Source organism: Halorubrum sp. B53 (assembly GCF_059752395.1).
The window spans coordinates 82949-96642 of sequence record NZ_MWTH01000005.1 but is presented as its reverse complement, the minus strand read 5'-3'; the positions used below and the strand labels follow the sequence as shown (position 1 = coordinate 96642).

At 71.7% G+C, this 13694-nt stretch carries 14 protein-coding genes; 9 read left to right on the top strand and 5 right to left on the bottom strand.

The window, feature by feature from the left end:
* Positions 1-792: helix-hairpin-helix domain-containing protein (locus tag B4V06_RS03950; protein ID WP_498167594.1), on the bottom strand; the 792-nt coding region annotated here is incomplete at its 3' end.
* A 127-nt stretch (positions 793-919) separates the two neighbouring features.
* Between B4V06_RS03950 and larE the strand changes: the two genes are divergently transcribed.
* Positions 920-1870: an ATP-dependent sacrificial sulfur transferase LarE gene (larE, locus tag B4V06_RS03945; protein WP_123113508.1), complete on the top strand. Its 951-nt coding sequence runs from the start codon at positions 920-922 to the stop codon at positions 1868-1870.
* Positions 1871-1988: 118 nt separating this feature from the next.
* Positions 1989-2192, top strand: coding sequence for a hypothetical protein (locus tag B4V06_RS03940; RefSeq protein WP_123113509.1), 204 nt, complete (start codon positions 1989-1991; stop codon positions 2190-2192).
* A gap of 473 nt (positions 2193-2665) precedes the next feature.
* Here the strand turns inward: B4V06_RS03940 and mdh are convergent, their stop codons facing one another.
* Positions 2666-3580 carry a malate dehydrogenase gene (mdh, locus tag B4V06_RS03935; RefSeq protein ID WP_123113510.1) on the bottom strand — a complete coding sequence of 305 codons (915 nt, stop codon included), beginning with the start codon at positions 3578-3580 and terminating at the stop codon, positions 2666-2668.
* Between the two features lie 151 nt (positions 3581-3731).
* Here mdh and B4V06_RS03930 point away from each other — a divergent pair, with 151 nt between their 5' ends.
* The 3 genes from B4V06_RS03930 (at position 3732) to B4V06_RS03920 (ending at position 7677) form a co-directional block, all read left to right on the top strand.
* Entirely contained in the window at positions 3732-4325 is a 594-nt protein-coding gene (locus tag B4V06_RS03930) for a DUF7474 family protein (protein ID WP_123113511.1), read from the top strand.
* A 72-nt stretch (positions 4326-4397) separates the two neighbouring features.
* Entirely contained in the window at positions 4398-5804 is a 1407-nt protein-coding gene (locus B4V06_RS03925; protein ID WP_123113512.1) for an MFS transporter, read from the top strand.
* A gap of 76 nt (positions 5805-5880) precedes the next feature.
* Positions 5881-7677, top strand: coding sequence for a sensor histidine kinase (locus B4V06_RS03920; RefSeq protein ID WP_123113513.1), 1797 nt, complete (start codon positions 5881-5883; stop codon positions 7675-7677).
* 49 nt (positions 7678-7726) lie between these two features.
* Here B4V06_RS03920 and B4V06_RS03915 read toward each other — a convergent pair whose 3' ends face one another.
* The 3 genes from B4V06_RS03915 to B4V06_RS03905 all read right to left on the bottom strand — a co-directional run bounded on the left by B4V06_RS03915 (position 7727) and on the right by B4V06_RS03905 (position 10413).
* Positions 7727-8470 (bottom strand): DNA polymerase sliding clamp, encoded by a 744-nt coding sequence (locus B4V06_RS03915; RefSeq protein WP_123113514.1) that lies wholly within the window; start codon positions 8468-8470, stop codon positions 7727-7729.
* Between the two features lie 61 nt (positions 8471-8531).
* Positions 8532-8888, bottom strand: coding sequence for a hypothetical protein (locus B4V06_RS03910; RefSeq protein ID WP_123113515.1), 357 nt, complete (start codon positions 8886-8888; stop codon positions 8532-8534).
* A 145-nt stretch (positions 8889-9033) separates the two neighbouring features.
* On the bottom strand, positions 9034-10413 hold the full coding sequence (locus B4V06_RS03905) for a phosphoglucomutase/phosphomannomutase family protein (protein ID WP_498167587.1): 1380 nt from the start codon (positions 10411-10413) through the stop codon (positions 9034-9036).
* Positions 10414-11025: 612 nt separating this feature from the next.
* On the opposite strand from B4V06_RS03905, the gene B4V06_RS03900 reads away from it, so the two are divergent.
* The 4 genes from B4V06_RS03900 to rio1 all read left to right on the top strand — a co-directional run bounded on the left by B4V06_RS03900 (position 11026) and on the right by rio1 (position 13634).
* Positions 11026-11556 carry an NADPH-dependent FMN reductase gene (locus tag B4V06_RS03900; RefSeq protein WP_498167584.1) on the top strand — a complete coding sequence of 177 codons (531 nt, stop codon included), beginning with the start codon at positions 11026-11028 and terminating at the stop codon, positions 11554-11556.
* Between the two features lie 105 nt (positions 11557-11661).
* A complete protein-coding gene (locus B4V06_RS03895; RefSeq protein ID WP_123113518.1) occupies positions 11662-12033 on the top strand; it encodes a rhodanese-like domain-containing protein in 372 nt (123 codons plus the stop codon).
* A gap of 88 nt (positions 12034-12121) precedes the next feature.
* Positions 12122-12661, top strand: a complete 540-nt coding sequence (hjc, locus tag B4V06_RS03890) for a Holliday junction resolvase Hjc (RefSeq protein ID WP_123113519.1) — start codon at positions 12122-12124, stop codon at positions 12659-12661.
* Positions 12662-12701: 40 nt separating this feature from the next.
* The gene (gene rio1 / locus B4V06_RS03885; protein WP_123113520.1) at positions 12702-13634 is read left to right on the top strand and encodes a serine/threonine-protein kinase Rio1; all 933 of its coding nucleotides are present in this window, start codon (positions 12702-12704) and stop codon (positions 13632-13634) included.
* Positions 13635-13694: the final 60 nt, after the last annotated feature.

The following is a 13694-nucleotide window of genomic DNA, read 5'->3' as shown; positions in this document are numbered from 1 at the left end:
CGCGTCGCGGAGGCGGTCGGGGTCCGCGGCGGGGTCGCCGTCGGCGACGGGGTCGCCCGCCGCCGCGGCCGCCTCGTGGACCGCCGCGGCCGCCTCCAGCCGCTCGCGGTTCGCGGCGAAGAACGCGAGCAGGCGCTCCGGGACGGTCTCGGCGGGCTCGTCGAGGGCGTCCGGCCGGACGTGGACGTCGCCCTCGACGTCGAGCCCGGCGAACTCCTCGTCTAAGACGATCACGGTCGCGTACGAGCGGGCGAGCTCGGAGACGTCGCGGGCGTCCTCGACCGTCTCGACCGAGAGCTCCGGGACGGCGGCCTCGGCCCGCGCGAGCGTCTCGGCGTCGGCGGTCGCGAGACAGCGGTCGCGCACGCGGACCGTCGGCGGATCGGTGAGGGGTTCGACGCCCGCGAGCGCCTCGCGGACCGCGGGGTCGGGGTCGCGCTCGATCGCCGACTCGACGAACGACTGTGCCTCCGCGATCCGAGAGGCGGAGGCGCTCGGATAGAAGGTCTCCAGCCGCTTGGCGGCGTAGTCGGTGACCGTGCGCTCGCGCAGCAGGTCGATCGCCTCCCGGTACACCTCGCGGGCGCGGTCGGTCGCCAGCACGCGGCCGTCGTCGCCATGTCGGCGGCGGATCGCGCCGCGGGCGATGCGGGCCGCGCGGGCCTCGTTGACACCGGGCGCGCGGGCGATCGCGGCGACGTCGCCGGACTCGACGGTCGCGGCCGGGTCGTCGAGCTCGCGCAACGCGGCGGCCGTCTTCGCTCCGACGCCGGGGATCGCCTCCAGCTCCATCTACTCGGCGCTATCGCGGCAACGCGCAAAAGGATGGGGGGTCGCGGTCGAAATGAGGTGCGACGCCGGATTCCTCGCGCTCGCCGCGGCCGACGCGCTTTTTCCCGCCGCCCGCGAACGCGGGGGCATGAGTCACCACACCCTCGCCGCCGACCGGGACGCCCTCGACCCGGAGACGGCGGCGAAGGCGGCGGCCGCCCGCGACGCCCTCGGCGAGCGCGACGGCGTCCTCGTCGCCTTCTCCGGCGGCGTCGACTCCGCGGTCGTCGCCGCGATCGCGCGCGACGCCCTCGGCGACGACGCGGTCGCGTGCACGGCGCGGAGCGAGACGCTACCGGCCGCGGAGCTCGACGACGCGAAGCGGGTCGCCGGCGAGATCGGGATCCGCCACGAGACCGTGACGTTCTCCGAGCTCGACGACCCGAACTTCGTCGCCAACGACGGCGACCGGTGTTACCACTGCCGGACCATGCGGCTCGGCCGGATGTACGAGACCGCCCAAGAGCTCGGCATCGGCACCGTCTGCGACGGGACGAACGCCGACGACCCCGGCGAGGGGCACCGCCCCGGCCTGCGCGCGGTCGAGGAGCTGGACGTGTCCTCGCCGCTGCTGGACGCCGGGATCTCGAAGGGCGAGGTCCGCGAGATCGCCGAGGCGTACGACCTCTCGGTCGCCGACAAGCCGTCGATGGCGTGTCTCTCCTCGCGGATCCCGACCGGCCTAGAGGTGACGGAGGAGCGGCTGACACGCGTGGAGAAAGCCGAGCGAGTGCTCCGCGAGTGGGGGTTCGAGGGGTTCCGCGTCCGCGACCACGACGGGCTCGCGCGCGTCGAGATCGCCCCTGACGAGCTGGAGCGCGCGCTCGACCCGGCGTTCGCCGACGCCGTCCACGAGCACCTCACCGACCTCGGCTTCGACTACGTCACCCTCGACATGGCCGGCTACCGGACCGGGAGCGTGAGTCCGGGCGAGGAGACGGCGGAGGACACCGGAGACGAGAGCGCGGAGAGCGACGACGCAACCGAAGCGGAGGACGGCGGCCACGGCGTCGACCTCGGCCGACGCTATCCGCGCTGACGGCGGTCGAGAGGTGCGCCGCCGACGGTTGAGAGGCGCGTCGACGACCGCTCGTCCCGTTATCACCCGTGAGAGCCCGACGCGAACGCTTATTATCCGTGTTGGGAAACCGACACCTATGAGCGAGGCACAGACGCTCGCGGTCATCGCCGGCGGCGTCGGCGGCTCCGTCGGCGCGTTCGTCGGCGTCGCGGTCGGCGGTGACGCACTCTCGGTGACGCTGACGACGCTCGTCGTCGCGCTGCTGGTCGGCGGCGGCGTGGTCGCGAGCGCGGTCATCGCCGGCGACGTGGAGTTCTTCGCGAACGCCGACGGCGAATAAGCGGAGTGAGAACTCTGAGTCGGTTGTTTATAGGCGGACAGCTGCGGATCGCCGGTGAACACCTCCAAAGCCCCGGCCGCTCGGGTATACGCAGCTGCTGACGGAGCGAGGACGAACACCTCCAAAGCCCCGGCCGCGACGTCTCGCGCGCCTTGCTGCGCTCCTCGCTCGCTATCGCTCGCTGCGGTGCTTGCTGCGGCGTGCTTCGCCCTCGCGACCGCCCCTTTGAGTCCCGCCCCCACCGCGACCGCAGCCTCACACCTCCCCAGCCTCGCGGTTCGCGCTCTTCGAGCGCTCACCGCGTCCCTCGCGCGTGCACCTCGCGCCCGGTGGGCGCTCGGTGGCACGCGCCACCGCACAGCTTTACTTATAAATAAGCGTTCGGCGCTGTCGCAAGCTCCGGCCAGCATCACGCAAAAAACGGAGTATCGAGATCGCGTCGGCCTCGGCAACCGAGGGGGTCGACTCGGCTGTTACGCGATCTTCTCGTACTGCTCGGAGAGCTTCTCGGCGGCCTCATCGAGCAGCTCGGCCTCGTACTCGTCGAGGTCCCACTCGACGACCTCCTCGACGCCGTTCGAACCGAGCTTCGCGGGCACGCCGAGCGCGGTGTCGTCGTAGCCGAACTCGCCGTCGAGCACGACCGAACAGGGGAGCACCTCGCCGGTGTCGTTCAGGATCGCCTCGACCGTGTGCGCGACGCCGGTGGCCGGGCCCCACTGCGTGGCGCCCTTGCGGCTGATCACGTCCATCGCCGACTCCTGGAGGTCCGCCAGGATCTGCTCTTTCTCGTCGGCGTCGAACTCGGGGTCGCGGCCGTCCACGCGCACCTTCGAGAAGACGGGCGCCTGCGCGTCGCCGTGCTCGCCGAGGATCGTCGCCTCGACGTTCTGCACGGGCGCGTCGAAGCGCTCGGAGAGGACGTAGCGGAAGCGCGCGGAGTCGAGCCGCCCGCCGAAGCCGACCACCTGACCGCGGTCGCGGTCGCCCGCCTCGTACAGGTGGCGGTTCAGCAGGTCGACCGGGTTCGAGGTGGTGACGGTGACGAAGTCGTCGTTGTGCTCGGCCAGCGACGAGCCGATGTCCTCCATGATGGGCGCGTTGTCGCCCGCCAGATCGATCCGGGTCTGGCCCTCCTTCCGCGGGATCCCGGCCGTGATCACGACGACGTCCGAGCCGGCGGTGTCCGCGTACTCGCCCTGCCGGACGGTCGTGTTCGAGTCGTAGGCGATGCCGTGGTTGGTGTCGGCCGCCTGCCCGATCGTCGTCTCGCGCTGGTCCGGGATGTCGACGAAGACGAGCTCGTCGACCACGTCGCGCAACGCGAGGTTGTAGCCGGCCGCGGCCCCGACGGTCCCCGCCGCACCGATGACGCTGACTTTTGTCATACCGTCTGAAATCGCGTCCGGCCGGCGAGTAAACGTTTCGGAAGCGGGTGATCGATCGTGGCTATTCCGAGCGGCTCCGGGGTCGCCCGGCGCTCCGCCCCCGCCGGGCGTCGCGAAAACCCTAACTCCCGCGGCCGCACACTCCCACCCAGTGCCGACGTTCCGCTACCCGTGTCCCGGCTGTCGGACGACCAACAGCCTCCACGACGCCGACTGCGACTTCGAGGGCGTGAGCTGGCCGACCATCGAGAAGGCGTACACGGACCTCCTGACGGTCCTCACCGCCGAGCCCGACGGGATGGCCGAGTCCACGCTCCGCGAGGCGGTCCACGGCGAGTGGGGCGGGCTCCGTAAGGCCGCGCTCGACGCCTTGGAGCGCGAGCAGCGCGTCGTCGAGGAGAACGGTCGGCTCCGGCTGCTCACCGCCGCGGAGTTCAAGGAGCTCGTCTCGGAGCCGACCCGCGACCCCATGCGGACCGTCTACGAGCACGGCTCCGTCCCCGGCTGCCACGACAACGCCGTCTTCGCGATGGTCGCGTGGTACGAGATGGTCGGGCTCTCGTGGCCCGAGACCCGCGAGAACGTCGTCGAGTGGCTGCGCGAGTCCGGCGCGTGGGACCGCGGCGGCTTCGAGGAGTCGACGCCCGAGGAGCTCGTCGACGCGAAGCGCCACGTGTACGACGAGGGGTACGGCTGGAAGGAGAAGGGGCAGGCCGCGAAGCGCGTCATCGAGCGGCATTTATAAGTCAGAGTCGCCGCCGGCCGCGGCGACGTACCGCGGCCGCCTTCTTAAGTTCGCGCGCGGCCTCTCTCGACCGTGACACACCCGGAGGCCGGCGCGGCGGCGAGCGGGGACGAGGTGGAGACGCTCGTCGCCGACCGCGGCGACGACGAGGGGCAGCGACCACCCGCCGTCGCCAACCCGCGGCGCGCGCTCGCGGTCGTGATCGGCGTCGTGTTCATCGACCTGGTCGGCTTCGGGATCGTGATCCCCATCCTCCCCTTCTACGTGCGGTCGTTCGGCGTCAGCGACGCCTTCATCGGCCTGCTCGCGGCGTCGTACTCGCTCGCGCAGTTCCTCGCGGCGCCCACGCTCGGCCGGCTCTCGGACCGGATCGGGCGCCGGCCCGTCCTGCTCGCGTCGCTCGCGACCGCCGGCGTCGCGTGGGTGACGTTCGGCTACGCCGGGGAGTCGGGGGCGCGCTTCGGCACCGTCGCCGCGCTGGCGACGCTGTTCGGCTCCCGGACGCTCGCCGGGGCGATGGGCGGCAACATCGCCGCGGCGCAGGCGTACGTCGCCGACATCACGCCCCGAGACCGACGCGCGGGCGCGCTCGGGCTCGTCGGCGCCTCCTTCGCGCTGGGCTTCGTCTTCGGCCCGGCGATCGGTGGCCTGCTCGCGGCCGATCCCGTCGTGGCCCGCGCAGGCGCTCTCTTCCCGGCGTTCATCCCGGCGACGGCGTACTCGCTGCCGAGCTTCGCGGCGGCGGGGATGAGCTTCCTCGCGGTGGGCGTCGGGTTCGTCTTCCTCGAGGAACCGAACCGGACGCGGCCGGCGGCGGGCGCGGCAGGCGCGGAGGGCCGCCGCCGCACCACCGCGATCGGCCAGTTCCGCGACGCGCTCTCCTCGGTCGCGCTCCGACCGCTGACGGTCGCGTACTTCGTCGTCGCCGTCGCGTTCGCGGGCGTGCAGGTGATGTTCATCCCGTACGTCGCCGACGCGTTCGGCTACGACGCGACGGCCGCCGCGTTCCTGCTCACCTACGTCGGCGTCCTCGGGGCGGTGAACCAGGGGGTGCTCGTCGGACGGCTCTCGCGGATCGTCCCCTCGCGAACGCTCGTCGCCGTCGGATCGGTCGTTCTCGCGGCCGCGCTCGTCGCGATCCCCGCCACCGGACTCGTCGACCGGGCGGCCGGCGACGTCGCGCTCGGCGGGCCGGCGTGGCTCACGCTCCCGCTGGTCGCGCTGCTCGTCGCGCTCGCGGCGCTCTCGCTGGGGAACGCCCTCGTCAACGTCTCGCTGGCGACGCTCGTCTCGACGTCGGCCGACGACGCGGAACAGGGGGCCGCCTTCGGCGTCACGCAGGGCGCGTCGAGCCTCGGTCGAACGGTGGGGCCGCCGCTGATGGCCGTCCTCTACACGGTCGCCGTCGCGTCGCCGTTCCTCGTCGGCGCGCTGCTCCTCGTCCCCGTCGCGGCGGCGTTCGGGCGCCGGACCGGATGACCGCGCCGAGGCGGGGGCGACTCGGACCGCGGCCGCACGACAGTTTTACGCCGGCCGTCGCCGTCGTCCCCCACGCATGGTCCTCGACCTCGTCCCCGCGTGGCCCGCCGGCGGCTCGCTCGCCGGCGGGGCGGGGGCGATCGGTCTCGCGCTGGCGATCCGCGAACACCGGGGACGCCCCGGCGTCGACTGGTTTCTCGGCGTGTTCGCCGCGCAGGCGACGTGGTGTCTCTCCTACGGGGTCGGGCTGCTCGTCTCGGACCCGACGCTCCGGGCCGCGCTGGAGACGACGGCGTGGCTCGGGATCGTCTGGACCGGCGTCGCCTTCCTCGGCTTCGCGCTGGAGTACACGGGCCGGAGCGACGTGGTCCGCGGCCGGCTGTTCGCCTCCGTCGTCGGCTTCGGGCTGCTCTCGACGGCCCTCTTGGCGACGAACCCGTTCCACGGGGCGTTCTGGACCGGGTTCGGGATCGACCCCGCGTTCGGCGTCGCGACGGCCTCGTACGCGTTCGGCCTCTGGGCGTACCTCGTCGTCGCCGTCGAGACCGTGCTCGTCGCCAGCGCGGTCTTCCTGCTGGTCGACACCCTGCTCAGCTACGGCCCGCTGTACCGCCGGGAGAGCGCCGCGGTCGCGCTGAGCTCGCTGCCGCCGGGGTTCGCCCTGGTCGCGTGGACGCTGCAGATCGGGCCGGTGCCGCGGCTCCAGCTCGCGCCGATCATGTTCGTCCCCCACGTGCTGCTCGACGCGTACGCGTTCAACCGCGCGGAGATGTTCGACCGCAACCCGACGACGAGCCGCGCCGCCGAGCGAACCGCGATCGACGACCTCGCCGACCCGATCGTCGCGCTCGCACCGGACCGACGCGTGGTCCGGCTCAACCCCGCCGCCGAGACGCTGCTGGGCGCGGACGCCGAGACCGCCCGCGACCGCCCCCTCGACGCGTTCCTCGACGTCCCGGTCGGAGCGGACGGGAAGGACAACGAGAGCGGCGACGACGAGGGGGGCACCACCCGCGAGACGGTCGAGGTCGACACCGGACTCGGCGCGGGGCGCCGCACGTACGCGGTGTCGACCTCGCCGCTGACCGACCCCAGCGGGACCCGCGTGGGCTACACGGTCGTCTTCTCGGACGTGACGGAGCGGGAGCGCCGGCGGCAGCAGCTGGAGGTGTTGAACCGCGTGCTCCGGCACAACCTGCGGAACGACGCCGGCGTCGTCCACGGCTACGGCGAGCTGCTCGCCGACCGATTGGAGGACCCCGAGCTGGCGCGGATGGCCGACGCGATCGAGCGCCGGGCGGGCGCGCTGGCCGCGCTCGGCGAGAAGGCGGGCACCGTCGAGCGGCTCCTCTCCGACGGGGAGGCGAACGCGGTCGCCGTCGACGAGCTCGTCGAGAGCGCCGTCGCCGACGGGCGGGAGCGCGACGGCGACGCGACCGTCGAACTGGACGTGGGGCGGGGCACAGAGAGGGACACCGAAGAGTGGACCACCCGCGTCAGGGCCGACGCGCTCCGCGCGGTCGTCGAGAACACCGTCGAGAACGCCGTGGTCCACCACGACGGGGAGGGCGTCGAGCGCGACGACGGCGGGCCGTGGGTCCGGGTGTCGCTCGAACGGGAGCGCGGCGAGGGCGACGAGGAGGAGCCCGACCGGTTCGTCCTCACCGTCGCCGACGACGGTCCGGGGATCCCCGACCACGAGATCGAGACCGTCGAGGCCGGGCGGGAGACGGCGCTCGAACACGGCTCCGGGCTCGGGCTGTGGGTCGTCGCGTGGGGCGCCGCGGCGGTCGGCGCCGACGTCGACTACGCCGAGCGCGAGCCGCGGGGGACGACGGTGACGGTGTCGATCCCGATCGTGAACGGAGAGTGAGGAATAGAGCCGTCAGACAGCTACACTGGAAAGGTCGTTTTCGGGCGCTTCAGTCGCTCTGAATGCGGGGGGCTAGCATGAATGTCACATTTCCGAGCCCTTCTGCGAACCCGTAGTGGAGCTTGACCGGGAACTCCTCGCCGAGCTCGATGGTGACCTCGGCGTCGCCGGGGATCGCCTTGTTCATGTCCTTCAGGTAGTCGAGGCTGAACAACGAGTCGGCGGGGCCGGCGGTGAGCGCGATGAGGTCCTCGCGCGTGAGTTCGAGGTCGACGTCGTCGGTGTCGCCCTCGGCCTCGATGAAGAACGCCTCGTCGGTCTCGTCGACGCGCAGGCGGATGTGGTCCGAGACCATGTCGGCGGCCTTGATCCCGCGGTCGATCTGGGCGCCCTCGACGACGATCTCGGCGGCCAAGTCGAGGTCCGGGATGTCCGGCTCCTGGCGGATAGAGTCGGGGTCGATGAGCGCGAGGGTGTACGAGAGGCCGTCGATCTCGATGTGGAGCTTGCGGGTCTCCTCGTCGAGTTCGAGGTGGATCAGGTCGCCGGAGTTGGCCATGCCGGCGATGTCCTCCAAGCGCGCGAGGTTGACGCCGATGACGCCGCCGTCGGCCTCGTACGACTCGAACGCCGCGGCTTCGAGGGTGAGGTCGACCATGCCAACGTTGGCGGGGTCGACGGCGCGGATCGAGAGCTCCTCCTCGTTCAGGCGGATCTTACACTCGTCGACCAGCACGCTCACCGAATCGAGCGCGTCCTGAAACGTCGACGCGCCCACGATGGCCTTGAACATATACGTTCGGCTAGGGCGGTATCACCTAAAAAGGCACCCAATCGGGCCGGCACGGAAACGCTCAAAGCGACCGGATGAGGCGGGCGACGACGACCGCGAGCGTCGCCAGCGTCCGCCACAGCCGGAGCCGTTCGAGCCGGTACGCGAGGGGTGCCTCGTCGCCGTCGCGGTCGGGGTTGTCGCCGTCGCGGTCGGGGTTGTCGCCGTCGCGGTCGGGATCGTCGTCCGACGCGATCGGCGCCTCCCCGTCGGGCGGGTCCACTCCGTCTCGGGGGCGAGGCGAGGGAGGTTCGGTCGCGGGCGCCTCCCCGCCGCGTTCCGGTCGGTCGTCGCGCTCGCGGCGGTCGTCGGTCGGTTCGGCCGTCGAGTCGGCGATCGGTACCTCCGTCGTCCGTGGCGCGGGCGGCTCGTCGTGCATGGGACTCGCGGCCGGAGGGCGACCGCACGCGACGATACGAAGTTAATTTATAAATATTCGAGCCGAATGCAAGGCGGAACTGAAAGTCGTTCGCCGTGCGCCGCGGGGATTCGACGCGCCGGGTCGGGCGTCCTCGGCGGCGCGCTCAGATCAGCGGCTCGACGATGTCGCGGCCCTCGGCGAGCAGCTCGTCGACCGCCTCCTCGCCGTCCGCCTCGGCGTACACCCGAAGCTTCGGCTCCGTCCCGGAGGGGCGCACGAGCAGCCACGAGCCGTTCTCTAAGAGGAGCTTGAAGCCGTCGAGCGTGACGACCTTCGCGACGGGGGAGCCGCGGACCGACTCGGGGATGTGGTCCTCCAGCTCGTCGAGGACCCCCTCCTTGCGGTCGTCCGGGCAGTCGAGCGACACCTTCCCGGCCGCGATCTGCCCGTGCTCGTCGAGCAGGCGGTCCACCCGCTCGTCGAACGGCTCCGCGGCGTGGGTGCCCGCGGCGAGCAGCGACATCAGCACGCCGTCCTTCTCCCGGACGTGCCCGCGGAGGGTGAACCCGCCCGACTCCTCGCCGCCGAACAGCGCGTCGTGCTCGCCCATCGCCTCGGCGACCCACTTGAACCCGACCGGGGTCTCGTACACCTCCTCGCCGTGCGCCTCGGCGATTCGGTCGACGAGGAACGTCGTCGAGACGGTGCGGACCGCGGGGCCGGAGTCCTCCTCCAGCAGCCGGTCGTAGCAGGCGGCGTAGAAGAGGTTCGCGTCGAGCACGCCGCGCTCGGGCGTGACGACCGCGATCCGGTCGGCGTCGCCGTCGTTGGCGATCCCCAGGTCGACGTCGCTGTCGGGGTCGGTGACGCGGGCGGCCAGTTCCTCGAGGTGCTCGGCCGACGGCTCGGGGGAGTCGCCGCCGAACGTCACGTCGCGCTCGCAGCGCAGGCGGCGGACCTCCGCGCCGGCGGACTCCAGCAGCGCGTCGGTGACGCCGCGCCCGCTCCCGTGCATCGCGTCGTACGCGACCGTGAGCCCCTCCAGATCCGCGCCCACGAGGTCGTGGGCCGCGTCGGCGTGCGCGGAGACGAGGTCGACGCGGGAGATCTCGCCGCGCTCGTCTTCGGGGAGGAGGTCGGGCTCGGCGAGTCGGTCGACCACGTCCTCCGTGACGTCCGGGAGCGCTGGCGCGCCGTCGCTCGGGATGAACTTCACGCCGTTGTACTCGGGCGGGTTGTGCGAGGCCGTGACCATGCAGGCGCCGGCGAGCCCGCGGTCGACGATGGCGTACGCGATCACGGGCGTCGGCGCGTCGCGCTCGGGGAGAACCACGTCGAAGCCGTTGCCGGCGAACACCTCGGCGAGGCTCTCGGCGAACCCCTCCGAGGTCTCTCGGGCGTCGTAGCCGACCGCGACCGGTTCGTCGTGGCCCGCCGCGTCGAGGTGGTCGGCGATGGCCTGCCCCACGATCCGCACGCGCTCGTCGGTGAAGACGTCGAGCGTCGCCCGCCACCCGTCCGTGCCGAAGGCAATCTTGTCCATGTCCACCCCGTCGGCGGCCGGGACAATAATGCCCGGTGCCGCGCGCGAGCCTTGCGGGGGCGAGCCGAGAGTGATGATTTATAAATGGACTGTGGTGGCGCGCGCCGCCGAGCGCCCGCAGGGCGCGAGGTGCACGCGCGAGGGAGTCGGTGGTCCGGAGCGAAGCGAAGGACCACCGACGAGGCTGGGGAGGTGTGAGGTGCGGTTGCGGTCCCGCGAGTGGAACGAGCGGGAGCATGGAAGTCGCAGCCCGCGCAGCGAACCCAGTGAGCGAGCAGGACCGTCTTCCAGTGGTGCTGTTGGGCGGGACTCAAAGCGGCTGGGGCTTTGGAAGTGTTCGCTGTCGATCCGTCAGCAACGACGTATCGCCGAACGGCTGGGGCTTTGGCGGTGTTCGCTGTCGATCCGTCAGCAACGACGTATCGCCGAGCGGCTGGGGCTTTGGAAGTGTTCGCTGTCGATCCGTCAGCAACGACGTATCGCCGAGCGGCTGGGGCTTTGGCGGTGGTCACCAACGGTCTCTAGTCAATTATTTATAAACGACGACAAGACAGCGCGGTCGGTCACCGACGATGGCCCTCGTTTTTTGCCGTTCGGCGCCGAGCCTGACGTATGACCCGAATCGTCGCCGTCTCCGGCAGCCGGCGGACGAACAGCACCACGCGGACCGCGCTGGAGGTCGCGCTCGGCGCCGCGGCGGACGCCGGCGCCGAGACCGGAATGATCGATCTGGGCGCAGTCGACCTCCCGCTGTACCACCCGGACGAGGACGCGCAGGGCGACAGCGAGGCGCTGCTGCGGCGGGTGCGCGAGGCCGACGGCGTGCTGGCCGGCACCCCCGTCTACCGCGGCTCCTTCTCCTCGACGTTCAAGAACTTCCACGACTTCTGCGGCTCGACGGAGTACGAGAACACCGCGGTCGGACTGCTGGCGACCGCCGGCGGCGGCTCCTACGGCGGAACCTTAGAACACCTCCGGTCGACGTTCCGGAACGTCCACGCGTGGACCGTCCCCCACGAGGTCGGGATCCGCGGGGCCTCGGGCATCGTCGGCGAGACGGGGATCACCGACGACGACGTCCGGGAGCGCACGGAGCGGCTCGGCCGAGTCGTCGCGGAGCACGCGGAGCGGCTTCGGGAGTGAGTACGCGGAAGCGACTGGGAGAGTGAGCGCGACGGGAGGTGCCTCGACGCGGCGACGACGCCCGCGAGCGGCAGTGATTTCCCCCGCGAACCCGATCGTCCGCCGATGGGTCGCATCCTCCCCGCCGAGTTGGACGAGCGCCTGGGAACCGACGACGAGCCGCTCCTGCTCGACATCCGGCCCGCGTCCGACTACGAGCGCGGCGCAATCGACGCGAGCCGAAACGTGCCCGTGTACGACGACCTGCGAGGCGGCGACGAGTCGACGCTCCGACGCCGACTCGACGAGCTCCCCGACGACCGGGAGGTCGTGACCGTCTGCAAGATGGGTATCGTCGCCAAGCGCGCGACGAGCGTGCTCGATGCGGCCGGCTACGAGGCGTCGACGCTCGCGGGGGGCATGAGCGGGTGGAACGGGTACGAGCGGAACTCGCTGGGGTATCGGGTCCGATCGCTGTGGTGGCGGCTGCGCGGGTGACGCGGGACGGGCGGAGTCAGAGAGCGGGCCGCGCCGACCCGCCGCCCTTTTGACCGCCTCGCGCCTACGGCGCGCATGACCGAACCGGGTGACGACGACCGTGTCCGCTAACCGGAAGGGCGACCGCCGCGAGCGCGAGTTGGTGAACGCGCTGGACGAGGCCGGCTTCGCCGTGATGCGCGCGCCGGCCAGCGGCGCCGCGACGGAGCGAGAGCTCCCCGACGTGCTCGCCGGCGACGGCGACACGTTCTACGCCATCGAGGCGAAGTCGAGCGCGGGCGACCCGATCTACCTCACCGGCGAGGAGGTGGAGGCGCTGACGTTCTTCGCGCGGAACTTCGGCGCGAAGGCGCGGATCGCGGTGCGGTTCGACCGCGAGGACTGGTACTTCTTCCACCCGGGCGATCTGTACACGACGGACGCCGGGTCGTATCGGGTGAAGAAGGAGAAGGCGCTCGCCGACGGCACCGACTTCCCCGAGTTCGTCGGCGAGACGGAGAAGGTGACCCTCGACGAGATCGGCGGCGGCGAGGACGCGGTCGACCCCGAGGCGGAGGAGCGCCGCGAGGTGCTGGAGGCGGTCCGGGACGGCCACATGCCGGTGGAGGACGCACTCGACGTGCTGTGACCCCCTCGCTTATCCCTCGCGGCGACGAACGCCGAGGCGAATGAGCGAGGAGTTCGTCCTGCTAGAGCCCGACGACCAGCCCGGCGACGAGTGGGAACAGTTGGACGTCTCCGACACGGAGGCCGACCGGATCGCCCGGCGGCAGGACCGCGAGTTCGACGAGTTCCGCAAGCGGATCAAGGACACCGAGCAGTTCAAGCTCCAGGAGTCGGTGTTCGACGACGCGACGCTGGCGGCGGTGTACAAGCTCGTGCAGGACGGCTACGTCGACGCCTTCGGCGGCCCGGTGTCGACGGGGAAGGAGGCGAGCGTCTTCGAGGCGCTCGGCGGGCAGGCGGGCGAGCGCCCGGAGCCCGGCTCCGAGGCCGCGAGGGGCGGCCCCGAGGGCGCCCACTCTGAGCGCGAGGTCGCCGTTAAGGTGTACCGGATCAACTCCTCGAACTTCCGGCAGATGCGCGACTACCTCGAGGGCGACCCGCGCTTCGAGGGGATCGCGAGCGACAAGAAGGCGGTCGTGCTGGCGTGGACCCGCAAGGAGTTCGCGAACCTCGAACGCGCGCGCAAGGCCGGCGTGCGCGTCCCCGAGCCGATCGCGGTCCAGCGGAACGTCCTCGTGATGGAGCTCGTCGGCCACGCCGAGGACCGCGCCCGGCGGCTGAACGAGGTCGACGTGGAGAACCCCGAGACCGCCTACGAGGTCGTCCGCGAGTACATGCGCCGGCTCTACCGCGCCGGCCTGATCCACGGCGACCTCTCGGAGTACAACATGATCATCCACGACGGCGAGCTGGTGATCATCGATCTGGGGCAGGCGGTGACGGTCCACCACCCGAACGCCGGCGAGTTCCTCCAGCGGGACTGCGAGAACGTGGCGACATTCTTCACCCGGCAGGGGATCGACGTCGACCCGGACAACCTCCGGTCGTACGTGACGGAACCGGAGGCCGACCCGAGCGGGGAGCCGGACGAGTGAATCGCGACGGTATCGGTCTCAAGCGGCCGAAGACCCCGTCACGCGACCGCACACCCGGGG